30 protein-coding genes are annotated in these 25,848 nt (G+C 61.2%); 19 read left to right on the top strand and 11 right to left on the bottom strand.

The genetic code is table 11. The features are described 5' to 3' along the window. The coding region (locus tag RTH46_RS22170) for an IS3 family transposase (protein WP_316906639.1) at positions 1-114 on the top strand (114 nt) is incomplete at its 5' end. 124 nt (positions 115-238) lie between these two features. Here RTH46_RS22170 and RTH46_RS22165 read toward each other — a convergent pair. The 4 genes from RTH46_RS22165 to RTH46_RS22150 all read right to left on the bottom strand — a co-directional run bounded on the left by RTH46_RS22165 (position 239) and on the right by RTH46_RS22150 (position 2,990). After that, positions 239-1,462, bottom strand: a complete 1,224-nt coding sequence (locus RTH46_RS22165; protein ID WP_316906634.1) for an amidohydrolase family protein — start codon at positions 1,460-1,462, stop codon at positions 239-241. Between the two features lie 47 nt (positions 1,463-1,509). Beyond that, positions 1,510-1,767 carry a DUF2790 domain-containing protein gene (locus tag RTH46_RS22160; RefSeq protein ID WP_316906633.1) on the bottom strand — a complete coding sequence of 86 codons (258 nt, stop codon included), beginning with the start codon at positions 1,765-1,767 and terminating at the stop codon, positions 1,510-1,512. 66 nt (positions 1,768-1,833) lie between these two features. Continuing rightward, positions 1,834-2,304 (bottom strand): cyanase, encoded by a 471-nt coding sequence (gene cynS / locus RTH46_RS22155; RefSeq protein WP_153786485.1) that lies wholly within the window; start codon positions 2,302-2,304, stop codon positions 1,834-1,836. Between the two features lie 26 nt (positions 2,305-2,330). Then, a complete protein-coding gene (locus RTH46_RS22150; protein ID WP_110993676.1) occupies positions 2,331-2,990 on the bottom strand; it encodes a carbonic anhydrase in 660 nt (219 codons plus the stop codon). Positions 2,991-3,102: 112 nt separating this feature from the next. On the opposite strand from RTH46_RS22150, the gene cynR reads away from it, so the two are divergent. Then, positions 3,103-4,014, top strand: coding sequence for a transcriptional regulator CynR (cynR, locus tag RTH46_RS22145; RefSeq protein WP_316906632.1), 912 nt, complete (start codon positions 3,103-3,105; stop codon positions 4,012-4,014). Between the two features lie 95 nt (positions 4,015-4,109). Here the strand turns inward: cynR and RTH46_RS22140 are convergent, their stop codons facing one another. Beyond that, positions 4,110-5,024, bottom strand: coding sequence for a LysR family transcriptional regulator (locus RTH46_RS22140; RefSeq protein ID WP_153786475.1), 915 nt, complete (start codon positions 5,022-5,024; stop codon positions 4,110-4,112). Between the two features lie 102 nt (positions 5,025-5,126). On the opposite strand from RTH46_RS22140, the gene RTH46_RS22135 reads away from it, so the two are divergent. The 4 genes from RTH46_RS22135 (at position 5,127) to hutH (ending at position 9,387) form a co-directional block, all read left to right on the top strand. Beyond that, positions 5,127-6,095: an ABC transporter substrate-binding protein gene (locus RTH46_RS22135; protein WP_153786474.1), complete on the top strand. Its 969-nt coding sequence runs from the start codon at positions 5,127-5,129 to the stop codon at positions 6,093-6,095. Between the two features lie 74 nt (positions 6,096-6,169). Further along, positions 6,170-7,021, top strand: coding sequence for an ABC transporter permease (locus RTH46_RS22130; protein WP_125463585.1), 852 nt, complete (start codon positions 6,170-6,172; stop codon positions 7,019-7,021). Next, positions 7,018-7,851 carry a glycine betaine/L-proline ABC transporter ATP-binding protein gene (locus tag RTH46_RS22125; protein ID WP_316906631.1) on the top strand — a complete coding sequence of 278 codons (834 nt, stop codon included), beginning with the start codon at positions 7,018-7,020 and terminating at the stop codon, positions 7,849-7,851. Before RTH46_RS22130 ends, RTH46_RS22125 begins: the two co-directional genes overlap by 4 nt. 12 nt (positions 7,852-7,863) lie before the next feature. Continuing rightward, positions 7,864-9,387, top strand: a complete 1,524-nt coding sequence (gene hutH / locus RTH46_RS22120; RefSeq protein ID WP_316906630.1) for a histidine ammonia-lyase — start codon at positions 7,864-7,866, stop codon at positions 9,385-9,387. Between the two features lie 86 nt (positions 9,388-9,473). Here the strand turns inward: hutH and RTH46_RS22115 are convergent, their stop codons facing one another. The 3 genes from RTH46_RS22115 to RTH46_RS22105 all read right to left on the bottom strand — a co-directional run bounded on the left by RTH46_RS22115 (position 9,474) and on the right by RTH46_RS22105 (position 11,062). Next, a complete protein-coding gene (locus RTH46_RS22115; RefSeq protein WP_316906629.1) occupies positions 9,474-9,785 on the bottom strand; it encodes a cupin in 312 nt (103 codons plus the stop codon). An 81-nt stretch (positions 9,786-9,866) separates the two neighbouring features. Further along, positions 9,867-10,361, bottom strand: coding sequence for a GNAT family N-acetyltransferase (locus tag RTH46_RS22110; protein ID WP_316906628.1), 495 nt, complete (start codon positions 10,359-10,361; stop codon positions 9,867-9,869). Positions 10,362-10,630: 269 nt separating this feature from the next. Next, a complete protein-coding gene (locus tag RTH46_RS22105; RefSeq protein ID WP_316906627.1) occupies positions 10,631-11,062 on the bottom strand; it encodes a GFA family protein in 432 nt (143 codons plus the stop codon). Between the two features lie 41 nt (positions 11,063-11,103). Here RTH46_RS22105 and RTH46_RS22100 point away from each other — a divergent pair, with 41 nt between their 5' ends. Then, positions 11,104-12,060 carry a LysR family transcriptional regulator gene (locus RTH46_RS22100; protein ID WP_316906626.1) on the top strand — a complete coding sequence of 319 codons (957 nt, stop codon included), beginning with the start codon at positions 11,104-11,106 and terminating at the stop codon, positions 12,058-12,060. Between the two features lie 255 nt (positions 12,061-12,315). On the opposite strand, the gene RTH46_RS22095 is transcribed toward RTH46_RS22100, so the two are convergent. After that, the gene (locus RTH46_RS22095) at positions 12,316-13,272 is read right to left on the bottom strand and encodes a GlxA family transcriptional regulator (RefSeq protein WP_316906625.1); all 957 of its coding nucleotides are present in this window, start codon (positions 13,270-13,272) and stop codon (positions 12,316-12,318) included. Between RTH46_RS22095 and RTH46_RS22090 the strand changes: the two genes are divergently transcribed. From RTH46_RS22090 to RTH46_RS22065, 6 genes are all read left to right on the top strand, one after another. Beyond that, positions 13,271-14,389 (top strand): SLAC1 anion channel family protein, encoded by a 1,119-nt coding sequence (locus tag RTH46_RS22090; RefSeq protein WP_316906624.1) that lies wholly within the window; start codon positions 13,271-13,273, stop codon positions 14,387-14,389. The two genes, RTH46_RS22095 and RTH46_RS22090, sit on opposite strands and share 2 nt — an antisense overlap. 77 nt (positions 14,390-14,466) lie before the next feature. Then, positions 14,467-14,793 (top strand): multidrug efflux SMR transporter, encoded by a 327-nt coding sequence (locus RTH46_RS22085; RefSeq protein WP_316906623.1) that lies wholly within the window; start codon positions 14,467-14,469, stop codon positions 14,791-14,793. A 278-nt stretch (positions 14,794-15,071) separates the two neighbouring features. Beyond that, a complete protein-coding gene (locus RTH46_RS22080; RefSeq protein WP_316906622.1) occupies positions 15,072-15,221 on the top strand; it encodes a hypothetical protein in 150 nt (49 codons plus the stop codon). A gap of 236 nt (positions 15,222-15,457) precedes the next feature. Further along, positions 15,458-17,482, top strand: coding sequence for an alkyl/aryl-sulfatase (locus RTH46_RS22075; RefSeq protein WP_316906621.1), 2,025 nt, complete (start codon positions 15,458-15,460; stop codon positions 17,480-17,482). A gap of 432 nt (positions 17,483-17,914) precedes the next feature. Continuing rightward, positions 17,915-18,109, top strand: coding sequence for a hypothetical protein (locus tag RTH46_RS22070; protein ID WP_153786459.1), 195 nt, complete (start codon positions 17,915-17,917; stop codon positions 18,107-18,109). A 481-nt stretch (positions 18,110-18,590) separates the two neighbouring features. Beyond that, positions 18,591-18,974 (top strand): hypothetical protein, encoded by a 384-nt coding sequence (locus RTH46_RS22065; RefSeq protein WP_153788586.1) that lies wholly within the window; start codon positions 18,591-18,593, stop codon positions 18,972-18,974. A 64-nt stretch (positions 18,975-19,038) separates the two neighbouring features. Here RTH46_RS22065 and RTH46_RS22060 read toward each other — a convergent pair whose 3' ends face one another. After that, complete coding sequence (locus RTH46_RS22060; protein WP_153788587.1) at positions 19,039-20,295, bottom strand: NADH:flavin oxidoreductase/NADH oxidase family protein; 1,257 nt, start codon at positions 20,293-20,295, stop codon at positions 19,039-19,041. Positions 20,296-20,401: 106 nt separating this feature from the next. Here RTH46_RS22060 and RTH46_RS22055 point away from each other — a divergent pair, with 106 nt between their 5' ends. Together RTH46_RS22055 and RTH46_RS22050 are read left to right on the top strand one after the other, a co-directional pair. After that, positions 20,402-20,842 carry a MerR family transcriptional regulator gene (locus RTH46_RS22055; RefSeq protein WP_153788588.1) on the top strand — a complete coding sequence of 147 codons (441 nt, stop codon included), beginning with the start codon at positions 20,402-20,404 and terminating at the stop codon, positions 20,840-20,842. 121 nt (positions 20,843-20,963) lie between these two features. Next, a complete protein-coding gene (locus RTH46_RS22050) occupies positions 20,964-21,881 on the top strand; it encodes an acetoacetate decarboxylase (protein ID WP_153788589.1) in 918 nt (305 codons plus the stop codon). Here RTH46_RS22050 and RTH46_RS22045 read toward each other — a convergent pair. Further along, positions 21,869-22,261, bottom strand: a complete 393-nt coding sequence (locus tag RTH46_RS22045; RefSeq protein ID WP_153788590.1) for a hypothetical protein — start codon at positions 22,259-22,261, stop codon at positions 21,869-21,871. The genes RTH46_RS22050 and RTH46_RS22045 overlap by 13 nt on opposite strands. A 187-nt stretch (positions 22,262-22,448) precedes the next feature. Between RTH46_RS22045 and RTH46_RS22040 the strand changes: the two genes are divergently transcribed. The 4 genes from RTH46_RS22040 to RTH46_RS22025 all read left to right on the top strand — a co-directional run bounded on the left by RTH46_RS22040 (position 22,449) and on the right by RTH46_RS22025 (position 25,740). Then, positions 22,449-23,342: a LysR substrate-binding domain-containing protein gene (locus RTH46_RS22040; RefSeq protein WP_153788591.1), complete on the top strand. Its 894-nt coding sequence runs from the start codon at positions 22,449-22,451 to the stop codon at positions 23,340-23,342. 152 nt (positions 23,343-23,494) lie between these two features. Beyond that, a complete protein-coding gene (locus RTH46_RS22035; RefSeq protein WP_125463622.1) occupies positions 23,495-24,199 on the top strand; it encodes an SDR family oxidoreductase in 705 nt (234 codons plus the stop codon). 78 nt (positions 24,200-24,277) lie between these two features. After that, complete coding sequence (locus tag RTH46_RS22030) at positions 24,278-24,781, top strand: sigma-70 family RNA polymerase sigma factor (protein ID WP_153788593.1); 504 nt, start codon at positions 24,278-24,280, stop codon at positions 24,779-24,781. After that, positions 24,778-25,740 carry a DUF4880 domain-containing protein gene (locus RTH46_RS22025; RefSeq protein WP_153788594.1) on the top strand — a complete coding sequence of 321 codons (963 nt, stop codon included), beginning with the start codon at positions 24,778-24,780 and terminating at the stop codon, positions 25,738-25,740. The genes RTH46_RS22030 and RTH46_RS22025 overlap by 4 nt, the downstream gene beginning before the upstream one ends. Positions 25,741-25,848: the final 108 nt, after the last annotated feature.

Genomic DNA, 25,848 nt, shown 5'->3' with positions numbered 1-25,848 from the left:
GAAGAACTGAAAGCGGGTCTGGACGAGTACATCCGCTACTACAACCATGACCGCATAAAGCAGAAACTGAACGGCCTGAGCCCTGTCGAGTACAGGGCCCAGGCCGCTAGCTAATCTGTCCAACTTTTTGGGGGCAGTCCAGAATCACTGCCAGCCTCACCGGCAGCTTTCGACCTAAAGCTGCCTTGCGATGATGCTGCTCTTGCTCATTCTTGACCACGAAATCTTCAAGACGGCCTCAAAATGCGACTGACCTACGATGCTCAGCCGTTGCCACCACCTTGCCGCGCTTGAGCACCATCAACCGTGTCGGTAGGTCGAGAATGACATCGGCCACAGCTCGGCAATCGACCAGCACCAGGTCGGCATCATTGCCCACCGCCAAACCGTGGTGTTTCAACCCCAAGGCTTTGGCCGGGTTTGTCGTGAGCATCGACAACACGGTGGCCTGATCATCCGCGCCGCCCAAGTGGCACGCCGGAATGGCCAGTTGCGCAATGTGTAGCAGGTCGCCAGTACCATACGGTGTGAATGCGTTCCGAATGTTGTTGGTGGCCAGACAAACCGTGACACCGCCGTCGCGCAACGCACGCACTGGCGTCAGGGCGCGCCTTACATTGTGACTGTCACCCCGAGCGCCCAGGTGCAGGTCGGTGGCGGGCAGGCACATCACGCTGATGTCGGCCTCACGCAGCAACGCGATGATTTCTGCCTGCCGCGCTGGCGAGACGGCGGCCAGGCTGGTCAGGTGCCCAACGCAGACCCGCCCTTGGTAGCCTTCGGCAATGGTTCGACGTGCCACGTACTCGATGGTCATGTGCTCGGCGTCATCGGCGAAGTCCTGGTGCAAGTCGATGTCCTTGCCGTAGCGCTTGGCCAAGTCAAAGACGAAATCAATGTGCTCCTGCGGCGACACGTCGTTGTAGGGAATGCCGCCCACCACATCAGCCCCCATCTCCATGGCCTGGGCCATCATGGCCTGCATGCCAGGCAGCTTGAGAATGCCTTCTTGCGGAAAGGCCACGACCTGGATGTCGATCACCTCGCGAAACTGCTCGCGCAGCTCCAGCACCACTTCGAGCCCGGTGAAGCCTTGGGCGGGGTCGAACTCGGCATGGGCGCGCACATGCGTGGTACCGGCTTGAACCAATGCGCGCAGCACCTGGATCGAACGTTCGCGGATATCCTCACGGGTCAGTGTGGGCTTCAGTTCGGCGGTGACGGCGATCGCTTCCTTCAAGGTGCCGGAACGATTGGCCTTGCGCTGCATGACGTTGGCTTTTTCCAGGTGCAGGTGGCCTTCGACAAAACCAGCAACAAGCACCTTGCCGTCGCCTTGGATTTCGCGTCCTGCCGTGGTGGTGATGTGTTGCGCGATCTCGGCGATTTTGCCTGCTTGCACAGCCACATCTACCAGTGTCTTGGCGTCGTCAATGCGTACATTTCGAAAGATAAGGTCCATCAACTTCAGTCCTCATGTTCAGTGCTGCAGCGCTGCGAAGGCCGGGCTCAGTTATTCGAGCAACCATTGCCCATCACGCGGTACTCAAGCACATGCTTATTGCCTTGAGAGTCTTCGTACGTCATGCGAGCGGGCACTACCTGGCAGACATCGGGGACCTCGCTCATGGAAATGACACGAGCTACATCGAGGTGCTGGGAGTAGCTGTACTGTTCAACCGGTACCTGCTCGACCTGTTGCTCAACGTCAGCAGCCATCGCCACGTTGCACAGCGCGCCGAGTATCAATGCGAACAACGCTTTCAATTTTGATCACCTTCAGGTTATGGCTCGGCCGCAAAATTGCGGCCGAGCCCATGTGTTGCAGCCAAATCAGAACGGTTTGGTGGGCAGGTATTTGCCATCCAGGGTGATCACTGCGCGCGAGCCGCCCTCGGGGTCTTCGACTTTCTTGATGTCCAGCTTGAAGTTGATGGCACTGATGATGCCGTCGCCGAACTTTTCATGAACCAGCGCCTTCAAGGTGGTGCCGTACACCTGCAACATCTCGTAAAAGCGGTAGATGGTCGGGTCGGTCGGGATACCATTTTGGATGCTGCCGCGCAGTGGCACGGTCTGCAGCAGTGCAATGCCGTCCGCGTCGAGGCCGAGCTTGTCACCCACCACCTGGGCAGCGCTCGCCGGCAACGGGTGCTGGCCCAACAGTGCCGCGGTGACGAACGCTTCGGACAAACCGGTGCCTTCGGTGATCTGGGCGAACGAGAGGTCTTTGCGGGCTTTGGCCAGCAAGATGACTTCGCTCAGGGCAAGGCGGGCGTTCTGGCTGATTTGCGATTGGATCATGGTGTTTCTCCTTGGTTGAAAGATGGTCAGGCAACGCGCTTGGGTTGGTGGGAAACGGCGTGCACTTCGGGGTTGTCGGCGAGGGATACGAATGTGCCGGTACTGCCATCGAAGGCCTCGATCAGCCCGCTTTCGATGTCGTAGATCCAGCCATGCAATGTCACGCGGCCTTCTTCCAGGGCCAGGCGCACCGAGGGGTGGGTCTGGATGTTGGCAAGCTGGGCGATCACGTTTTCGCGCACCATGGCTTCGACCTTGGCCTGCGGGCCGAAATGGTTGCGGGCTTCGTTAACCACTCGGGCGGAATCGGCGTAGCGCAGCCAGCCGGCCACAGCGGGCATGTGGTCCAGGCATTTGCAGGTGGCGATGGCCGTCATGGCGCCGCAATCGGAGTGGCCGCAGATGACGATGTCGGAAACCTGCAAGGCCGCCACGGCATATTCGACCGAGGCCGATACGCCCCCAGGCTCGGGCCCGTAGGACGGCACGATGTTGCCTGCATTGCGAATGACGAACAGGTCCCCGGGTTCGCGCTGGGTGACCAGCTCCGGTACCAGGCGGCTGTCGGAGCATGAGATGAACAGGGCACGTGGGCTCTGCTGGCTGGCCAGATCCTTGAACAGTTTGACGCGTTCGGGATAGGCGTCTTTCTGGAACTTCAGAAACCCGTCGATGATGTCTTTCATGGCTGACTCCTTGAGTGACGCGATGTGTTGAAGCAAAGGTTACGCAGCACTTTGAATAAGGTAAAAGTCTGATTTATGATCAGGCGGATCAGATAATCTTATAGGTGCAGCCATGCTTGCCCGGCACATCCAGTACTTCATCGCAGTGGCAAACCACCTCAGTTTCACGCGCGCCGCAGCGGCCTTGCATGTGTCTCAACCGGCCTTGTCGCAGCAGGTCCGGCAGTTGGAAGAGAGTCTCGGCACACCGTTGTTCGATCGTTCTGGCCGGACCACGCGATTGACGGATGCCGGCGAGGTGTACCTGCGCTATGCCAAGCGAGCCGCGCAGGAACTGCAGGAGGCAAAACGAGCCATTGATGATCTGGGTGATCTAAGCCGCGGATCACTTCGGCTGGGGGTAACACCGACATTCACCAGCTACCTCGTTGGCCCGCTGGTTGAAGCGTTCCATAGTCGGTACCCGAACATCACGCTGGTGCTGCGAGAGATCGCTCAAGAGGCGCTGGAAGAAATGTTGTTGGCCGACGAGGTTGACGTGGGCATTGCGTTCGACAACGGCCATCATCTGGATCTGGATACCCAAGCGCTACTGGTCGAAACCCTCGCGCTGGTGGTCGGCAAGCATCATCCGCTAGCCACGACGGGCAGCATTGATCTGGAGGCGTTGAGCTCAGAATCGTTGATACTCTTGAGCGCCGAATTCGCCACGCGTGAGCAGATCGACAGCTACTGCCGCCAGCACAACATTCGCCCTCACGTGCAAGTGGAAGCCAATACCATCAGTGCGCTTATCGAAGTGGTCAGCAGGACCACGCTCTCGACCTTGTTGCCGGCCAACATCGCCCTGGCTCACGAGCAGTTGGTCGCTATCGAGCTGGACCAGCAGCGCTTGCAACGCACTGCTGTTCTGATGCAACGAAAAGGGGTTTACCAAACGGCTGCAGCGAGGGCCTTTGTCGAACTGGCAATGAAAGTGGCCAAGCAATTTGAGGAGCTAGGCTGCTCCGATCAGCTGATGTAGACGGGGGCCAAATTCATTAGGCCAGCTCAGTTTACCTACGTACACGGGCGAAGCCTTTCCGCTAGCAGTCGTCATGTGGCATTCGCCCCCGTTGTTCATTCAGACGCAAACGACGGTCGCTCCGCAAACCATGCCACCGCCAGCTCCTTGAACGCCTCGGCCGAAGGCGTCAGTGGGTAGCGCTGATCATGCGCCAGCACGATGCTGTGGGTTGGCAGTTTCTCCAGAGTCGGCCGACAGACCAGTGCTTGACCATCATAACTACGGTCACCAAACGGCCGGGTATAGATCAGCGCCACGCCAAAGCCATTGGCGACGAGGCTGCGCTGCAACTCGAAGGTGCGCACACGGTGCACAACGGCGGGTGTAAGGTCGTAAAAGCTGAACAGATCCAGCACATGCTGCCAACTGTGGACTTGATCGGTGACTACCAGGGTGTATTCGGCGAGCGCCTTGAGGCTGACGCGCGGCTCCTTGGCCAACGGGTGGTCGGCTGACAGCAGCACCTGGGCGGTCAGTTGACACAGCTGCGTGCAATGCGTGTTCGGCGGCAAACCCAGGTCATAGGTGATGGCCAGTTCTATCGCGCCTTCACTGAGCCGTTTGCCAACATACTCGAAGCTGCCATCGCGCATATCGACCGTGACCCTGGGGCAGGACTCCTGCATCCGTCGCACGATTTGCGGCAGGCAATAGGGCGCCAGATCTTCAAAGCAGCCGACCACCAGTTCGCCGACGCACTCGCCGGCATTGGCATGGATCTCGGCAAAGGTCTGGGCTTCTGCCAGTACGCGACGGGCCTGGACCATGACGGTACGACCGAATGGGGTCAGCGATATGCCGAGGCCACGTTGGCGTATGAAGATCGATTGACCCAGCACCTCTTCCAGTTCGGTGATGGCCGCCGAAATGGAAGGTTGTGAAACATGAAGCTCCATGGCGGCAGTGGTCAGGTTTCCGTGCTTGGCCGCTGCGAGCGCGTAGCGAAGCTGGCGCAGTGTGAACTTCATAGGTTTTTCCGTGGTGATGCATCAGGACTTATTATTTTATCCTTTTTTTATGTTGTGAAATATTTCTCCTGCGCAGTGATCAACTTGTTTGGGAGCGTCACAATGACAATTACAAAGGCTCTGCTGACCACGACACTTTCTTTAGGGCTCCTGGCATCCGCTGGCGTCAGTCAGGCGGCAAGTTGGTGCGAGTCCGGCAAACCGGTGAAATTCGCCGGTTTGAACTGGGAAAGCGGGATGCTGCTCACCGAGGTGATGCAGTTCGTGCTGAAAAATGGCTATGGCTGTGACACCGACAGCCTGCCGGGTAACTCCATCTCCATGGAAAACGCCCTGAGCAGCAACGATATCCAGGTTTTCGCCGAGGAGTGGGTAGGGCGCAGCGAGGTCTGGAACAAGGCTGCGGCCGCCGGCAAGGTTGTCGGCGTCGGCTCGCCGGTGGTGGGCGCGGTCGAAGGCTGGTATGTGCCGCGTTATGTAATCGAAGGCGATGCCAAGCGCAAACTCGAAGCCAAGGCACCGAACCTCAAGAGCATCGCCGATCTGGGGCAGTACGCCCAGGTATTCAAGGATCCGGAAGAACCGGACAAGGGGCGCTTCTACAACTGCCCGGCCGGCTGGACCTGCGAGCTGGACAACAGCGAAATGCTCAAGAGTTATGGCCTGGAAAACACCTACACCAACTTCCGCCCGGGCACCGGCCCGGCACTGGATGCCGCCGTGCTGTCGAGCTACAAGCGCGGCGAGCCGATCCTCTTCTACTACTGGTCGCCAACCCCGCTGATGGGCCAGGCCGACCTGGTCAAGCTGGACGAGAAGCCCGGCGTGGATAAATCCGTGACCATCAAGGTGGGCGTGTCGAAGACCTTCCACGAACAGGCGCCGGAACTGGTGGCTGTGCTGGAAAAGGTCAATCTGCCGATCGATCTGCTGAACCAGAACCTGGCGCGCATGACCCGGGATCGTATCGAGTCGGCGGAACTGGCCAAGTTGTTCCTCAAGGAGCACCCCGAAGTTTGGCACAGCTGGGTCAGCGAAGACGCAGCCAAAAAGGTAGACGCGGCACTCTGAGGGTGTGGGCGGCTCCGGCGCCTGCCGGGCATGCCACATAGCAGTCCGCTTCATGCATTGCTCGAGAGAAATCCATGTTCCCCAAAAACTTCACGTTTTCCATTGCCGACTGGGTCAATGGCTGGGTCGATGCGCTGGTCACCAACTACGGTGACGTGTTCCGGCACATTTCCGACACCTTGCTGTGGGCCATCGTCAACCTCGAAGGCTTGCTGCGCGCAACACCCTGGTGGCTGATGCTGGCCATCGTCGGCGCTATCGCCTGGCACGCCACCCGTAGAATCGTACCCACGGCGGTGATCGTCGGCTTGCTCTTCCTGGTCGGTGCGGTCGGTCTCTGGGACAAGCTGATGCAGACCCTGGCGCTGATGCTGGTGGCAACGCTGATCTCGGTCCTGGTCGGCATTCCGCTGGGTATCCTCTCGGCGCGCAACGATCGCCTGCGGGCGGTGTTGATGCCGCTGCTCGACATCATGCAGACCATGCCCAGCTTCGTGTACCTGATCCCGGTATTGATGCTGTTCGGCCTGGGCAAGGTGCCGGCGATCTTTGCCACCGTCATCTACGCCGCCCCGCCGCTGATTCGCCTGACCGACCTGGGTATCCGCCAGGTGGATGGCGAGGTCATGGAAGCGATCAACGCGTTCGGTGCCAATCGCCTGCAACAATTGTTCGGCGTGCAGTTGCCCCTGGCGTTGCCGAGCATCATGGCCGGTATCAACCAGACCACCATGATGGCCCTGTCGATGGTGGTCATCGCCTCGATGATCGGTGCCCGTGGCCTGGGCGAAGACGTCCTGGTCGGCATCCAGACCCTGAACGTGGGCCGCGGCCTCGAAGCGGGCCTGGCCATTGTGATCCTGGCGGTCGTGATCGACCGCATTACTCAGGCCTACGGCCGGCCACGGCATGGGGTGGGCAAATGAGCACCAAGCAGACGATGAACAAGATCGAAGTCAAACATGTCTTCAAGATCTTCGGTGCGCGTGCCGAAGATGCCCTGAAACTGATCCAGCAGAACAAGAGCAAAGAGCAGGTCCTGGCCGAAACCGGCTGCGTGGTCGGGGTCAACGATCTCTCGTTGTCCATCGGCAGCGGTGAGATCTTCGTGATCATGGGCCTGTCGGGCTCGGGCAAGTCGACTCTGGTGCGTCACTTCAACCGCCTGATCGACCCCACCAGCGGCCAGATCCTGGTCGATGGCGAGGACATTCTGCAGTACGACATGCAAGCCCTGCGCGAATTCCGCCGGCGCAAGATCAGCATGGTGTTCCAGAGCTTCGGCCTGTTGCCGCACCGCACCGTGCTGGACAACGTCGCCTACGGCCTGAAGGTCCGTGGCGAGAACAAAGCCCTGTGCACCGAGCGTGCCCTGCACTGGATCAACACCGTGGGCCTCAAGGGTTACGAACGATCCTACCCGCACCAGTTGTCGGGCGGCATGCGCCAGCGTGTGGGCCTGGCGCGTGCTTTGGCCGCCGACACCGACATCATCCTTATGGACGAGGCCTTCAGTGCGCTCGACCCGCTGATTCGCGCCGAAATGCAGGACCAGTTGCTGGAACTGCAAAAGACCCTGCACAAGACCATCGTCTTCATTACGCATGACCTGGACGAGGCGGTGCGCATCGGCAACCGAATCGCCATTCTCAAGGACGGTCGCCTGATCCAGGTCGGCACGCCGAAAGAAATCCTCTACCAGCCTGCGGACGAATACGTCGATCGTTTCGTGCAGCGTCGCGTAGCTTCGCTTTAAGGAACCGCGTGTATGTCGTTTGCCGAAAAAATCATCATCGCCGACGCGCCCGTTCGCTGGCAGGACGTGGTGGCTGTGGCCCGGCATGGCGCGAAGCTTGAGCTGGCCCCATCGGCCTGGGTGCGGATCGAGAACGCCCAGGCGATCGTCCAGCGCATCGTTGCCAGCGGTGACCGCGCCTATGGCGTCAACACCGGGCTTGGTGCCTTGTGCAATGTCTCGTTGCAGGACGAACAACTCAGCCAGCTGTCACGCAACACCTTGCTCAGCCATGCCTGTGGCGTGGGCAGCGCGCTGTCGGACGAGCAGACCCGGGCGATCATGTGCGCGGCGATCATCAACTTCTGCCAGGGCCGTTCCGGCCTTCAGCGCAAGGTGGTCGAGGCGCTGCTGACCCTGCTAAACCAGCACATCACCCCGCAGGTTCCGAAGCAGGGGTCGGTGGGGTATCTGACCCACATGGCGCATATCAGCATCAGCTTGCTGGGCGTCGGCCAGGTCAGCTATCGCGGCCAGATCATGCCGGCGCAACAGGCCTTGGCCGAGGTCGGCCTGGCGCCGGTCAAACTGGGTGCCAAGGATGGCCTGTGCCTGGTCAACGGCACCCCGTGCATGACCGGCCTGAGCTGCCTGTCTCTGGATGACGCCACGCGTTTGAGCCAATGGGCGGACGTCATCAGCGCCATGAGCTTCGAGGCCCTGCGCGGCCAACTCGATGCCTTTGACCCTGAAATCATCGCGCTCAAACCGCACCCCGGCATGCAGCGGGTGGGCAGCAATCTGCGTCGCCTGCTCGACGGTAGCGAAGTCATTGCCAGCAGCCATGGCATCCGCACCCAGGACGCCTTGAGCATTCGCTCGATCCCGCAGGTTCATGGCGCCGCGCGCGATCAGCTGGAACACGCCGCAAGGCAGATCGAAACCGAACTCAACTCCACCACCGACAACCCGATGTTGCTGGGTACACCCGAGTCATACCGGGTGGTTTCCCAGGCGAATCCGCACGGCCAGTCGGTGGCCATGGCGGCCGACTTGCTGGCCATCGCGGTGGCCGAGATCGGGGCGATTGCCGAGCGTCGCCTCGATCGCCTGATCAACCCGTTGGTCAGCGGTCTGCCGGCCTTCCTGGTCAGCCAGCCGGGTGTGAACTCGGGCATGATGATTGTCCAGTACGTGGCCGCGTCGCTCTGTGCCGAAAACCGTCAGCTGGCACAGCCGGCCGTGATCGACAACTACGTCACCTCCGGGCTGCAGGAGGATCATCTGAGCATGGGCACCAATGCCGGGTTGAAGCTGCACCGCGCCCTGGAGAACTGCACGCAGATCCTCGCCATCGAATACCTGTTGGCGGCCCAGGCCTTCGAGTTCCTCAAGGAGCAGCGCTTTGGCGCAGGTACCCAGGTTGCCTGGCGGTTGTTGCGCGAACGGGTCCCGGCCTATGCCCAGGACCGTTGGCTGGCCCCGGATATCGCCAGCAGTGCATCGATCCTGAAGGACCCCGGCCTGCTTGGCGCGGCCTTCCCCGAGCTGCTGTGACGGGGGAGGGCGCCTGGCTGCTTTGAAGCGTGCGGGGCAAGTCCGAGTGCAGTCGGGGGGAGGCCGGCTGCAAACGGCAGTTCAACTCAAACGCTGCCTTCGCGTTCGATGACCAGAATCCGCGCTTCGCCGCGAGGATGGGCAACATGTTCACAACCAACCCCGGCGAAAAACACATCACCCACCCTCAATGTCACGACCTGTTCAGTGCCTGACTCGCGATAATGCATATCGACCGTGCCGTCGAGAACGGCGAATACCTCCTCGCCATCGTTGACATGCCACTTGTACGGCTGGTCAGTCCAGTGCAGCCGGACAGTTGTGCCATCCATGTTGGCGATGTCCTCTGCACCCCAGGCGCGAGTGGCTGTGAAATCCTTGCTACGAATAACTTTCATAGATCGTGGCTCTCGAAATGGCAGTGAACTTGTGCCAATGGCTTCCCAGCGACAAGGGCAGCTTTGGGGCGGGCGCGGTCACTATCGAGTTATGGATTTAGCCATTTCCGACGTTCCAGCCCAACCGATCTGCTCATAGACCGGCTTGCCCGTCTCGGTGGCGTGCAGGACCGCGAAGGTGATGCCTCGGCGAGCGAACTCGGCGTCGGCAGCTTGCATCAAGGCCGAAGCCAGGCCACGGCGGCGGTAGGCCGGCTGGACGTACACATTCAGCACGTACCCGCGCTTATCCAGGGTCGGGTGGGAGGGGTGGGGCGGCCAATCGATGCTCATCAGGCCGATGGCTGCGACCGGTTGCTCGCCATCCAGGAGTTTGAACCCGTAATACCGACCGTCACCGAGCCGCTCTTCCAGCCAGGGGCGAAAGTGTTGGGTCATGATCCGTAGTTCTTCCGGATCCTCGCCGGCTTCAAGAAACATGTCCTGGCGATGGGCGCAGATCATTTCTGCGTCAGAGGGGCCAACGGGCTGGCATTCCAGACCGGAAAACGCTGTACATCCTTGTAGTTCGATCATCGTTTATCCAGCGTCAGTGGCATTGATTGATGAGGTGGCAGCCTATGGCATTTTTCGGCGGATGTGCAATGGCTCGGCGGGGAAGGTGAGAAACATGAGAGGGTGAGGGCACCGACCTGGGTATCCCAAGAACTTGCGAGCGGAGAAGCTGCTTACGGCTAATAGCGGCCAATATTGAATGCCGGCTTGCGACCCTAAGCGGACGTAGTCAACACTGACAATCTTCCGTGCAACGAGCCACACACTCACTGATGAAAGAGCCAGCTCTTTTACCCTAGTGCTGCGGCGAATTCTTCTGGCGTCGGGCTATCCTGCCATTGCGCGATAGTACCTGGCAGCACCAGCCATGGCTGCTTGCGCCGTGTCCAGATATGAGCAATCGGCTCGAAACATTCAGAGCCTTCCAGGATGCCGGCCCGCACCACTCGCATGCCGGGCGCTGCCGTGGTCTCGTTGAACAGCCGGGTATGACATATACCGCAGACATGTTGGGTAGACGTTTGACCTTGGTGTTCATGCTCAAAGATCGTCGTTTCGCCAGACACCTGAACAGCCGACGCTGCGCTCAGCATGTGCAGACCAAACGCACTGCCGCTCCAGCGCTGGCAGTTCAAACAGTGGCAGGCATACAGCGGCGGCAATTGTTGCGCCACGATCTCAATGGTGATTAGCCCGCATCGGCACTGACCGGTGATTCTCATGCGTTGGTTCCTTATAATGACGCCCGGAAAAATGTGGGCGAATGATCGCTTTTCACGGGCTCGGGCAGAAGATCAAATTAGGAGCAACTGTTGGCCAAGAATGTATGAGCGGCATTGAATGGGAAAGCCAGCGTGTATTTCTCGCCGTGTTGCGCTCTGGCAGCCTGAGCGGCGCGGCGAAGTTGCTGGGCATCGCCCAGGCCACTGCGCGCCGGCGCCTCGACCATCTTGAGCACGCTCTCGGTGTGGGTCTGTTCACCCGCACATCACAAGGACTGACGCCTACTGCCGGAGCGCAGCGCCTGATCGAACATGTGGAGGCCATGGATCTGGCCGCGCAAACCTTCAACCGCATGGCCAGCTCTGAAGCGTCGATGGGGCACGGTACAGTCCGGTTGACCTGCGGCGAGTTGCTTGGCGTCGAGGTATTGCCCGACCTGCTGCGCCCTTTCCATTACGAACACGCCGGACTCAAACTTGAGTTGAGCATAAGCGATGCCCTTGAAGACATCGCCAGGCTGCAATCGGATATTGCGGTGCGGCTGATGCGGCCCAATGAAGCGGATATCACGGTGCGGCGTGTCGGCAGTTTGCAGATTGGCATCCATGCCAGTGCCGGGTGCCTGGAGCGATACGGTAATCCAGCCTCTCTGCAGTCGCTGCGCCAGCGGCCTCTGATCGGGCCAGATAGACGCTCAGCGGATTTGCGTCGGTTTATCGACTCTGGTCTGTGCGATGCCGACCAGCATTTCACCATCGCCTCTGATCATCACCTTGCTCAGCTGGCCGCTCTGAAAGCGGGCTTGGGCTTCGGACTCTGCCCGGCGCAAATCGCAAAAACGCACGGTCTGGTACATGTGTTACCAAACGATTTTGGCTTTGAGGTAGACGTGTGGATCGCAATGCACAATGACCTGCGCAAAATTACCAGGATCGCTCAGGTGTTCGAGGTTCTTGGAGAGCAGTTGCATCAGTATCTATGCTTGGCCGATCAGTGAGCAGCGTAGGCCGTGGTATCCACTGCTTGGTCTAAACGGCTGCAATGGGTCGTCAGCGGCCACGCGCGAAGGGCTGCTTTCGACTCATAGCTGCCAGTCAGATACGGAAGAATTCGGCCAGACCCGGACATTGAAATGCTGGCCCGATACAGTGGAGTGCCGTGGAACCAAGGCATTATTGAACGCACGTGTCTATCACAACGTCAGTTTGGCTGCTCCATCAGTGCCTCTCGATTTTAGCGGCCCCGTTTTACATCACTTTGAAGAAAACCGATTTCGATAGTCACTCGGACCGACTCCGAGACGGCGCGTGAAGGCTCTTCTGAAACCATCGGTATTGGCGTAACCCACAGTGTCGGCCAGGCGCTTGAGGGACACGTCTGAATCCTCGATCAAGCGCCTGGCGGCATCGATGCGCGCCAGTTCCACGAACTCGGCCGGTGTCGAGCCGGCTTCAGCCTTGAAGGTCCGGGCAAAGTTACGTTCGCTCATGCCGGCGCGTGCGGCGAGGGCGGGGACGCTGAGGTCGGCCTTCAGATGCTGCACCACGTAATCCTGCACATCCCTGATCACACTGCGTTCGGCTGTCTGGGCGGCTAAATGCGCGCTGAACTGCGATTGCCCGCCCGGTCGTTTGAAGAACATCACCATCTCTCGCGCCACACTCAGCGCCAGTTCCCTGCCGTGATCCTCTTCGACCAGTGCCAGGGCCAGGTCCATGCCTGCGGTGACCCCCGCCGAGGTGTAGAGGTTGCCGTCCTTGATGAAAATGCTGTCGGCGTCGACTTGGGTGTGTGGGTGCTCTTTGGCGAGTTTTGCGCTGGAATTCCAGTGGGTCGTGACCCGACGTCCGTCGAGCAGGCCGGCGGCGGCCAACAGGAACGTGCCGCTGCACACCGAGCCAATGCGGCGCACCGTCGTGGCCTGTTTGCGCAGCCACTGCTGCAAGGCAGGGTTGAGTGCGATCTCGTCGATGTGCGGACTGCCGGCCACGAGCAAGGTATCGATCCTGCCTTTACAGGTTTCGAAGGTCTCGTCGATGGCGAGCTTCAAACCGCTTGAGCCTTTGATCAGGCCTTTTTCGGTACCGATCACTTCGACCCGGTAGGCCCGTGGATTGCCCAGTTGCTTGGCCGCCTCGGCGAAGACATCAGCCGGACCGACCACATCCAGCAGCTGCACGCGGGGGAAGGCAAGGAAGGTGATGCGCATGATGTCTGTCCTCGTCGAACAATTGGCTGAATACGTCGTAGTTCTACAGTTTCAGCCAAAGCCAATTTGGCTGAAAATAACCTCAACGGCAAATTCAGTCAAACGGGAGACTGCCATGAACGCTGCATCCACCCCCAACGTCGCTGTGGCTCAATCGGTCACCACCAGCACGACTTCCATCAAAAACCTGCCCATCAATTTGTTTGGCTCAGTCATGGGGCTGGCTGGCCTGGGCCTGGCCTGGCGTTTGAATGGCCAGTACTTCGGTATCGGCGGCCAGCTGGGTGAGGCGATAGGCGCGTTTGCCGGCCTGGTATTCGTGTTGCTTACCCTGGGCTACCTGACCAAATGGTTCAAACATCCTGAAGCGGTGCGGGGCGAATTCAATCACCCGGTTGCCAGCAACTTTTTCGGCACCGTCACCATCGCGTTGTTACTGCTTTGCGCCGTGGCGGCGCCCCACAGCCCGCTGCTCGGCGAAGCACTGTGGATATTGGGCAGCGTACTGACCGTACTGCTCGCCGGCCTGGTGGTTTCGCGCCTGTTGTCGGGCGCGCAGGACCCCTTGAATGCAGTGCCCGCCTGGTTGATCCCGGGCGTTGCCACCCTTGATATCGCGGTCACCGGTGCGCACATGCCAATGGCCTGGGCTGCCGAGTTCAATCTGTTTGCACTGGCCGTGGGTGCGGTGCTGGCACTGGTTTTCTACACCCGGATCTTCTCGCGCCTGGTCCATCAGGCCCCCCTGGCCAAAGGCATGGTGCCTTCGCTGATGGTCCTGATTGCACCCTTTGAAGTTGGTTTCCTGGCGTACACCAACGTGTTTGGCGAGATCGACCGGTTTGCCAGCGTGCTGTTCTACTTCGGCCTGTTCCTGTTCGTGGTGCTGAGCTTCAAGGTGTTCCGTCGCGATGTGCCTTTTGCCCCTTCGTGGTGGGCAATCAGCTTTCCCATCGCGGCCCTGAGCAATGCGGCGCTGAAGTACGCGCATGCCCAGGACAACACTGTGCTGATGGCCATCGCTGTACTGATCCTGCTGTTCCTCACCGTGGCACTGAGCGTGCTGACTGTGAAAACGCTGTCCAGCCTCGTGCGCGGCAAACTGCTGGCCAACTGACGTTTCATCTCCGTTTACCTCCCCCTTTGGCGAGTCCTCGGTGGCTCGCCCTTTTTTGCCCTGAAAGGTCTCGCCCCATGACGAATACCGCCTCCTGGTTACTGTTGATCGTTGCCGGGTTCCTGGAGATCGCGTTTGCGATCGGACTCAAATCCGCCAATGGCATGGAGCGGCCCTGGTTGCTCGCCGGCACCTTCGTGGTGTTGGCCGGCAGCTTGTCTTTACTGACGATGGCCCTGCGGGTCCTGCCCGTTGGCACCGCCTATGCCGTGTGGACCGGCATCGGCGCCGCAGGCACGGCCCTCGTTGGCATGTATTGGTTGGGTGACGGGGTTTCGTTCTGGCGGTTCTTCTGGATTGGCTTGATCCTGATGAGTGTCGCCGGGCTACACTGGGGCGCCTAATCAGGTCGAATCAACTTTCATATTTTATGAAAAAGGAAAATAGTCGACGGTTGTTTTGAAATGTCAGCAGCGATTCATACTTTAAACAGAAAGCTTGTGTCGATTTCTGTCTGTCGCAATGGGCAGCTAAGGGTCGAAAGCGGACGTTCACCAGTGACTGCTTTCGACCGACAGCAGCCATTCGACACCGGCAGTAATTGGCTGGTAGCCACCAAGGCCTGCCGGCAGCCGGCTAGGTGAATGGCTTTGCCGGGAGGTTATGACGTCGAGCCATGCAGATGGACAGGTATGTGGGGAGTAATCAGACCGTCGGCAATGGCAATGGCAATGGCAATGGCAATGGCAATGGCTTCAAGCTTCGCGCTCCCGATATGGCGCGCACGTTGGAAAAGACGGCGCGCTACGTCATGGATCACTTTCCTCACTGAGGCAACCCAGTCACCCTTCGACTTGATCCACGTTGTATGCTGGCTCAGCCAATCTTGAGCACTCAGTGAATGCTACTGCATCAAATGATGGCTATTTGATTCTATCTTCTTGAGTGTCCGATAATTTAGATGCGAAGAGGACGAATTTAGAATCGTAGCTACTCTGTCCAAGGGACCTGAACCCCTGCTGGCAGTTGCCGAATCGGTACAGCGCATTAGTCATAAAGGAGCTTGCAATGACTTATTTGGCGAAGCCGTTCAGCAACTACAGCCGCTCTGCGTCGGCGGGCAGAATCTGGAAACTCAGTTCGACTTTCTTCTTGGCGACCGCCATGGCCATGGCATCACAAGCCTGGGCGCAAGAGCTGGCCAAGCCGGCCACTGCCGCCACCAAGGCCGCGAACGACGCCCTGCTCAAGGAGCTGCCGTTCAACGACAAGACTTCCTTCGAGCTGGCCCACAAGGGCTTTATCGCGCCCCTGCCGAAAGAGCCGATCAAGGGCCCCTCAGGCAACTTGATCTGGGACCCGGGCAAGTACGCGTTCATCAAGGAAGGCGAAGCAGCACCCGCTTCGACCAACCCCAGCCTCTGGCGGCAATCGCAGTTGATCAACATTTCCGGCCTGTTTGAAGTTACCGACGGCATCTATCAGGTGCGTAACTACGATCTGTCGAACATGACCATTGTCGAGGGCAAGGAAGGCATCACCATCTTCGACCCACTGATCTCCTCGGAAACCGCCAAGGCAGCGCTCGACCTTTACTATCAGCATCGGCCGAAAAAACCGGTAGTTGCCGTGATCTACACCCATAGTCACGTCGACCATTACGGCGGTGTGCGCGGCGTGGTGAACGAGGACGACGTCAAGGCCGGAAAGGTCAAGATCTATGCGCCCAAGGGCTTCCTCGAGCATGCCGTGGCCGAGAACGTGATGGCCGGTACCGCCATGAGCCGCCGTGCCAGCTACATGTACGGCAACCTGCTGCCGCCAAGCGAAACTGGCCAGCTCGGTGCCGGCCTGGGCACCACCACCTCCGCCGGCACCGTGACCCTGATTCCGCCCACCGACATCATCGAGAAGACCGGCGAAAAGCGCACGATCGACGGCCTGACATACGAGTTCCTCTATGCGCCAGGCAGCGAGGCCCCGGCCGAGATGCTCTATTACATTCACGAGAAGAAGGCGCTGAACACCGCCGAGGACTCCACGCACACCTTGCACAACACCTATTCCCTGCGCGGGGCGAAGATTCGCGAGCCTCTGCCTTGGTCCAAATACCTCAACGAAGCGCTAAAAATGTGGGGTGACGACGTGCAGGTCATGTACGCCATGCACCATTGGCCGGTCTGGGGCAACAAGGAGGTCAAGGATCAGCTGTCATCGCAGCGGGACATGTATCGCTATATCAACGATGAGACCCTGCGCCTGGCCAACAAGGGCTACACCATGACCGAGATCGCCGAGCAGGTGAAATTGCCTCCGTCGATCGCCAACCGCTTCTCCAACCGCGGCTACTACGGCTCGCTCAACCACAACGTCAAGGCCACCTACGTGCTGCACCTGGGCTGGTTCATTGGCAACCCCGCCACCTTGTGGGAGCTGCCGCCGGATGAGCAAGCCAAGCGCTACGTCGACATGATGGGCGGAGCCGACGCTGTGCTGAAAAAGGCCAAGGAGTACTACGACAAGGGTGACTATCGTTGGGTGGCCGAGGTGGTCAACCATGTCGTCTTCGCCGACCCGAGTAACCAAGCGGCGAAGAATCTTCAAGCCGACACGCTGGAGCAACTGGGTTACCAGGCCGAGAGTGGCCCGTGGCGCAACTTCTATCTGACCGGTGCCCAGGAACTGCGCAATGGTGTACAGAAACTGCCAACACCGGACACGGCGAGCCCAGACACCGTCAAGGCGATGGATCTTGACCTGTTCTTCGACTTCCTGGCCATGCGTCTGAAAGGGCCTGAAGTGGGTGACAAGCACATCACCCTCAACCTGGACTTCACCGACCTCAAGCAGAAGTACACGCTGGAGATGGTCAATGGCGTACTCAACCACACCGAGGGCATGCAAGCCAAGGATGCCGACGCAAGCATCAGCCTGACCCGTGACACGTTGAACAACATCATGCTCAAGCAGACCACGCTCAAGGATGCAGTCAGCAAAGGCGATGTGAAGATCGACGGTGCCGAGGGCAAGCTTGAGGAGCTGATGAGCTACATGGATAACTTCGAGTTCTGGTTCCCGATCGTCACACCTTGAATACTTGCTTGATGCAGTTGGGCGGCAAGCAGGACACCGAGTATTCGGTGTCCTGCTGTTTCTAACGTGTGGAGCAAGGGACTATGACCACGACATATGGAATCAGCAGGCGAAAGCGCGAATAGCCCTACTCAGCGGAAAAGGCATTTAGGTCTTGTACTAAAAGTATGGTCATCCATCGTTGTGGGCGCGGCGGTGCGCTGATGCGACTTGCCTCGCGATCTGCAGCATCTTCCGGCGGATGCGCAATGGCTCGGCGGGGAAGGGGAGCAACATGACAGGGCGCGGGCGTTGAACTGGGCATCCCCAGAACCTGCGAGCTGTGAAGCTGCTAAAGGCCCAGAGTGTGTAAAACACATAGACAAGCCCCTGCTATGACTCCTCAGAATTCATCGCCAGAGAAAAGCGACAAGGGAGCGCAAAGATCAAAAAATGGATTTCATCTCTGACTTTTTATTCACGCTGTTAGCTCACCGAGTAGGCGTTTACGTGCTGGGCTTGTTTTGTGGGGGCCGGTTCAAGGGAGAAAGCGGGTTTGCCTGGGGCTGGGCTGTCGCGGTTGGTGGGTTAGTACTGTTCGCACCGTTCGTGGCTTTCATCGCCTTGCTTATTTATGCAAGAGGGTGAACTGAAGACCGTTGAATCACTCCTGACTTTGCTGGCTCGTGAAGACCGCGACTGCCCCAATTGGGTAAACGGCCCCAGAATGACATCCAATAAGCAGCTATCTTGAGAAACCGGTTTATGCCGTATGCAGCCCCTGGCGAAGGTCTGCTCTGGGTCGAAAGCAGTTATTCACGACCGGCAACTAACGACCCGAAGCTGTCATTGAGCCCAAAAACAATCTTTGTGGGAGCGGGTTTATCGAGGCGTCGAACCGCCGCGAACACCGGCACAGCCGGTGCCATCCACCGCGGCGCCTGCTTCGCGGCGGTTCGGCGTCCCGATAAACCCGCTCCCACAGAGTGCGCGTCGCGCCAACGGGTCCCTTTTTCCAGCGTCTGCTTCGGGTCGATAACGGCCATTCAAGGCCCACATACCCGAACCTTCAGGTAGAACATACATCGCCGCCTCGAGTAAGGTGATCGTTTCTGAAATGGATTTCGCCATGAAAGACACACGCCAGTCGCAAGCTGATTTTCTCCAGATCGAAGCACGACTGAACAACCGTCGATTCTCGGTAGCCAGCAACACCCAAGGGTTATCGGGCGCCGGCACGGTCTTCCATTATTCAGTCGCCGCTGGCGCCATCAACAGCACTTATCAAGGCGGACGGATCCGTGCAGGTCACCAGGTAGGCCGCGTGACAGGCCCCGATACCATCGAGCTGCTGTTTCAGTGCTTGACGACCGAGGGCGAGCTTCTTGCCGGCTGGTCCCGGGGTACGGTGGGTGTTGATCAAGCAGGCCGCACGACCCTGCACTTTGTTTGGGGTTGGTTATCTGGCGCCACTGGAGGGGGTGAGTCCCATTACGTCGAACTGATCGGGTAATACAACGCCGACCCGTCTGGCTCGTGTTCGCTCTGCGCGTCAGGATGCAGCCCCGGTCCAGGACTCAAACCGCACCCGAGCAACCCTCGCGCTTGCCCGTCTCGCGCATCCACCGCCGATACTGCCGCGTGCGCAGCGCATTGGCCAATTGCTGCAACACCAGCGCCCGCAACGGCGACACCTGCGGATCCGGCGCTCGCCCAAGGCTCAGCCGACGCAGCTGGAACTTGACCACCGCCATGTTGGCCAACGACGCCAGCGCCTTGTTCTTCCAGCTGATCGGCCGCAGTTGCGGCGCCGGGTCGACGCCACGCCGCCAGTCCTTAGGCAGGCTTGGGGCGATGGCCAGGGCCGAGCCGATGCCGACCATCTCTACGCCACTGGCCACCACCTGTTCGGCGACCGGCAGGCGGCGTATGCCGCCGGTGACCATCAGCGGCATTTGCGCGACCTGGCGAATGTCGCGGGCGAAGTCGAGGAAGTAGGCCTCGCGGGCGAGGGTGCGGCCGTCGCGGGCGTCGCCCTGCATGGCCGGGGCTTCGTAGCTGCCGCCGGACAGCTCGATCAGGTCGACGCCCTGGCCGTTGAGCAGCGCGACCACCTGGCGTGCGTCGTCGGCGCTGAAACCGCCGCGCTGGAAGTCGGCGGAGTTGAGCTTGACCGCTACCGCGAAGCCGGGCGAGACCACCTTGCGCACGGCTTTCACCACCTCCAGCAACAGCCGTGCGCGGTTTTCCAGCGGGCCGCCCCATTCGTCGGTGCGGGTGTTGCTCAACGGGGAGAGGAACTGGCTGAGCAGGTAGCCGTGGGCGGCGTGGATTTCGACGCCAGTGAAACCGGCTTGTTCGGCCAACTGCGCGGTCCGGGCGAAGCGGGCGATCACCTCGGCGATGATGGGCGCGGTCATCGCCCGTGGGGTGGCGAAGTGCTTGGACATGCTGCCCAGCGCCAATGGCACGGCCGAGGGTGCCCAGGTCTGCTGGCCGAGGTTGGCCTGCATCTGCCGGCCGGGGTGGTTGATCTGCAACCAGAACTGCGCGCCTCGCGAGCGACCGATCCGCGCCCAGCGTTTGAACGGTTCCAGTTGCCCGTCGTGCTCCAGCACCACACCGCCCGGGCCGGTCATGGCGCGGCTGTCGATCATCACGTTGCCGCTGATCAGCAGGCCGGCGCCACCGTCGGCCCAGGCCTGGTACAGGCGCATCAGGCGCTCGGAAGGGGCCTGGTCGGTCTGCGCCATGTTCTCTTCCATGGCGGCCTTGGCGATACGGTTCGGCACCAGCGAACCATTGGGCAGGGTGAGCGGAGTGAACACATTCATTGCATGGGCCTCGAGGGGGAGTGGCCCGACCTTAAGCTTAAAGGCAACTTTAAGGTCAACAGTTTTTGTGGGATAACTCCAGTAAACGTATTCAGCGAGGTGAATGATGAAAATCGGTGAGCTGGCCAAGCGCAGCGGCCTGGCGGCGTCGCGTATCCGCTTCTACGAGGCCAGCGGGCTGATCAAGGCGGTCGAGCGCCGGGCCAATGGCTACCGTGACTATGGGCCGCAAGCGCTGTGGATCCTGGAGATCATCACCGGTGCCCAACGCGCGGGCTTTTCACTGGAAGAGATTCGCCACCTGCTGCCGGTGGGGCCCAATGCCTGGCAGAAGGACGGCCTGCTCGACGGCCTCAAGCGCAAGGTGGCCGAGATCGAAGCCATGCAGCAGCGCCTGGCGCAGAACAGGGCGCAGCTGCTGATCGCCATCGACAGCATCGAGAACCGGCCCGAGGGCATGCCCTGCGACGACAACACCCAGCGGGTGCTGGAGCGCCTGCGCGAGGAAAGCGCAGGTGCGGCCAAGGCTCACCGGGTCGTGGAGTGAGCCTTGGATGAACGCTTGACCTTCAAGTTGAGTTGAACCTTAGAGTGATTGACGCGGGCTGATCATCGGCACGCCCCCTCGGCTGCCCGGCGGGTCAATCTTCGAGAAAGGTCAAGCAGATATGGACAGGCGCTACACCCAGGTCGAGTTCGGCACGCAGCAGGTCGAGGTGCTGGAAGGAGGGTACTACGACCGCTTCCGGATGAACCCCGACCTCGACCAGGTGGCGCGCGACCCGGCCGCCGGAGACATCGCGTATTTCCGGCGCATCCCCAAGCAACTGGTGCAGTCCCGGGTCGGGCTGGTCTGGGCGCCGAATTTCTACTACCGCTCGGCCAGCATCCAGCTGTTGTACCTGGCCCCACTCGGGCGCCTGCGGGCAAGCCTACCGGAGGTCCTCGAACCCTTGAGCCCGTTGCCCGGGTACGGCTTGGTGGCGCTCAACTTCTTTTCCTATGGCGTGTGCGACAACGATCCTTACGACGAAGTGTCCGTGGCCATCGTCGTCCGCCGCCCCGGCGCCCGGGGACCCCAGGTGCTGGAGTTGCTGGATGCGATGCGTCGGCGCAGCTTCTTCGCCCATGTGCTGGCGCTGCCGGTCAACACCGAGATCGCCCGGGTGCGTGGAGTGCTGGGCTATCAGTTGCCCAAGTGGCGCGCGCCGATCGAGGTGGATATCGGCGCCCGCGTGCAGGCGCGGATCGCCGCAACCGACGGCAGGCCGGACCTGAGCCTGCAAGCGCCGTTGCCCGCGCTGAGCACGGTGGCGTCGCAATCGAGGATGGGCACCACGACCATGGTTCATCAGGTCGACGGGCAATGGCAGCAGACCCAGGTGCTGACCAATCCGCTGTCCTATGCCCAGCGCCTGCTGCCCCGGGGCGTGAAACTGGTGCGCCATGGCGGCCCGTTGAGCCAGTTGCTCGACGGGCTGGGGGCGTCGACCCTGGTGCGCTTGGATGTGATCAAGGAGGCGCAGGTGGTGCTGCACCTGCCCGCGCCTTTGGATGGGCTGGAGCAGGCCAGTCAGCGGCGATAGTAGCGGCGGTCATCGTAGTAGCGATCGTGCCGGGCGCGGTCGTGATAACGCTCCCAGTTGTGCCGCCGTTCCATTTCGCGGCGGTATTGTTCACGGCGCCACTGTTCTTTGCGCCATTGCTCGCGGCGCCAGTCTTCGCGGCGGTCGTGCCAGCGGTCATCACGGTAGTAGCGGTCGTCATGGGCCAGCAGCGTTGCCGGCTGCTCGGCGACCGTGCTGGCCAGGCTCGGCCAGGGGTTGGCGGGGGCCGGGGCCTGGGGCGCCGCCACTTCGGCAGCGGGCACGGGGTTGGACGTCTTCATCGGCGAAGCGTTCGCCGAGCCCACTGCCACAAGGGCGAACAGGCCAAGGAGCAGCATGCGTGGGGTAGGTAGTTTCATGGGTGAAGACAGCCTCTGAAAGACAGTAGAAGGTGTGGCCAGCCGCCCGCGTTAGCGTTTCGCTTCGGGCTTGTGCAGATAGACCGGCAAAAAAGAAAAAGTTCTGGGGCCGGGCGCTTTTATAGCCATGGCTGGAAACCCTTGGCACACTGGAGCGCACTCTGCAGCCAATAGAATCCCTACCGCCATGTCAGCCGCATTCCCCTCGCTGCCCTCACTCAATGCCCTGCGCATGTTCGAGGTGGTCGCCCGCCACCTGAATTTCCGCCTCGCCGCCGAGGAACTGGGTGTCACTCAGGCGGCGGTGGCCCAGCAGATTCGCGGCCTGGAGGCCAGCCTGAACATCCGCCTGTTCGAGCGCCTGCCCCGTGGCCTGGGCCTGACCGACGCCGGGCGCGCCTACAGCACCAGCGTGCGCGGCGCATTGGCGATGATCGACGAGGCGACCCGGCTGCTGCGCCCTCAACCTTCGCAACTCACGGTCAGCGTGACACCGACTTTTGCGGCGAAATGGCTGATCCCCAGGCTCGGCGATTTCGCCGAAAGCAACCCCGACATCGACCTGCGCCTGCTGGCAACCGATCGGCTGTCGCACTTCCACACCGATGGCGTCGACCTGGCCGTGCGCTACGGCCAGCCGCCGTTCGGTGCGGGGCTCAACGCCGAGTTGCTGATGGCGCAGCGCCTGGTGGCGGTGGCCAGCCCGCAGTTGCTGGCAGAAAAAGGTGCACCGGACACCTTTGCGGCGCTGCAGGGGTTTGTCGCGTTGCACGACGCCCATGACTTCTGGCCCGCGTTCACGGCGGCGCTGTTCCCCGGGCAGGGGCCGGGGGCGGCGCGCAACCTGCGCTTCAACCAGACCTCGCTGGCGATCGAGGCGGCCGCAGGCGGGCAGGGCATCGCGCTGGCCAGCCACGCTTTCGTCAAGGGCGATATTGCCGCCGGCAGGCTGGTCCAGGTGTTCCCCCAGCAGCTGCAGCTGGACAATGCGTTCTACCTGGTATGGCCGCGCAAGGCGCAGCAGCCTGCTGCACTGGCAGTGGTCAAGACTTGGCTCAAAGAGCAAGTAGGCGATAGTTGAGCTACTGGCTTTCGAAGGCCTGGCTGTCTCCCTCAAAAGCTGCGCGGCTGCTAGGGTGAGTGAGTACCTGTAGGAGCGGCGAAGTGGTCTGCACGGGCCCTGCAGCCTGGCACCCTCGAACCATCATGTTCTTGTTCAATGCTGGAGGCAGCATGTCAGTACAGAAAGTGGCAATCATCACCGCCGGCGGCAGCGGCATGGGCGCAGCCGCGGCCCGGCGCCTGGCCGCCGACGGCTTCAAGGTCGGCATCCTGTCGTCGTCAGGCAAGGGCGAGGCGCTGGCCAATGAGCTGGGCGGTATCGGCGTGACTGGCAGCAACCAGTCCGTCGAAGACCTGCAACGCCTGGTAGACGCGGTCATGGCCAAGTGGGGCCGGGTGGATGTGCTGGTCAACAGCGCCGGCCACGGCCCCCGCGCGCCGATCCTGGAAATCAGCGACGAAGACTGGCACAAGGGCATGGAAGTGTACCTGCTCAACGTGATCCGCCCGGCGCGGCTGGTGACGCCGATCATGCAGCGCCAGCAGGGCGGGGTGATCATCAATATTTCCACCGCCTGGGCCTTCGAACCCAGCGACATGTTCCCCACCTCGGCGGTGTTCCGCTCGGGGCTGGCGGCGTTCAGCAAGGTCTTCGCCGACACCTACGCAGCCGACAACGTACGCATCAACAATGTGCTGCCGGGCTGGATCGACAGCCTGCCGAAAACCGAGCAGCGCCGCGACATGGTGCCGATGAAACGCTACGGCACCAGCGAGGAGATCGCCGCCACCATCGCCTTCCTGGCCAGTGACGGCGCAGCCTACATCACCGGGCAGAACATCAAGGTCGATGGTGGTTTGACCCGCAGCGTGTGAAACACGCGTCTGGATGCAAATGAATGATAAGTATTACCATGTGCGACTTTCATTCATTTGCCGCCGGAGATCCGCGCCATGAACCCAGCCAACCGCCATGTCGTCGGCGATCTCTACCTGCGGCACCACAGCTGGGTAGTGAGCGTGCTGCGCAACCGGTTGGGTAACCGCGAACAGGCGCTGGACCTGGCCCAGGACACCTTCGTCAGGTTGTTGCGCAGCGAGCTGCCGACGCAGTTGCGCGAGCCTCGCGCCTATTTGGCGACCATCGCCGGGCGCCTGTGCCTGCAGCACTTTCGCCGCCAGGCGCTGGAGCGCGCCTACCTGGACAGCCTGGCGCTGCTGGAACCGCAGCATCAGCCCTCGGAGGAAACCCGCCTGCTGGTGCTCGAAGCACTGGATGCGGTAGGGCAGGTGCTCGATGGCCTGGGCAGCCGCGTGCGCGAGGTGTTCCTGCTGTCGCAACTCGACGGCCTGACCTACGCGCAGATCGCCGAGCGCCAAGGATTGACCGTCAATGTAGTGCAGAAAGCCATGCTCAAGGCCTATCGGCACTGCTACGCGTCGGTCTACGGCGAATGAAGCCGCAGCAGGCAGATACGCAACGGCTGGACCCGGCCGTGGTCGAGCAGGCCATGCTGTGGATGGTGCGCCTGCAGTCGGGGGCCAGCAGCGAGGCCGAGCGGCTGGCCTGCCAGCGTTGGCGCCAGGCGAGCGCGGCCCACGAACTGGCCTGGCAGCGCCTGGATGGCCTGGGCCAGGGCCTGCGTAGCGGTACGCAGGGCGTGCCGGCGGCGCGCAGCCTGCTGCAGGCGCGCAGCCGGGTGTCGCGGCGGGCCGTGCTCGGCGGGCTGGCCGGTGCCGGGGTGCTGCTTGCCAGCGGCTATGGCGTGCATCAGCGCAGCGTGCTGCCGACGCTGCTCAGCGACTACGGCACCGCCACCGGCGAGCGGCGCAGCTGGCGCCTGGCCGCGGGGCTGACTGTCCAGCTTGATACGGGCAGTGCACTGGATGGCGATCAGGTGGCCGGCCAGCAGGTGCTGACCCTCAACCGTGGGCGGGTGCTGCTGGAAGCAGGGCAGGCTGTCGGCATCAGCGTGCGTGCGGGGCAGGCGCGGATCCTGCCGGGCGTGGGAGCGCGGCTGGTGGTTCAACAGCAGGTGGCCGCCACCTTGGTGCAGGTGCTCGACGGCAGGGCGCTGGTGGAAGACGGGCAGGGTGTGCGTGCCGGGCTGGAAGGCGGCTGGCAGCAGCTGTTCACGGCAACCGGCGCTGGCAGCGTGACGCCATTGCCGGTGGGCACAGCGGCCTGGACCCAAGGGCAGCTGGTGGCCGAGCGCATGGCGCTGGGTAGTCTGTTGGCCGAGCTGGACCGCTATCGCAAAGGGGTATTGCGCTGCGATCCGCAGGTGGCCGGGTTGCAAGTCAGTGGCACGTTCTCGCTGGACCAGCCGGAGGCCAGCCTGGACCTGCTGGCCGAGGTGTTGCCGGTGCGGGTGCAGCGGGTGCTGGGCTATTGGGCCACGGTAGTGCCGGCCTGAATTTCACAGTGCAAAAAATATTGCCCATACCCGGCAGGTTTTCGTTTCTCGCGCATCAGTACAGGCAAACGCGCTGAATTTGCAGCGCATCGCCCACGCCTGTCTGCC

Source organism: Pseudomonas sp. zfem004 (assembly GCF_032621715.1).
GTDB classification, from domain to species: Bacteria; Pseudomonadota; Gammaproteobacteria; order Pseudomonadales; family Pseudomonadaceae; genus Aquipseudomonas; species Aquipseudomonas sichuanensis.
Note: the sequence above shows the minus strand (reverse complement) of the source record. Positions and strands in the feature narration are given on the sequence as shown.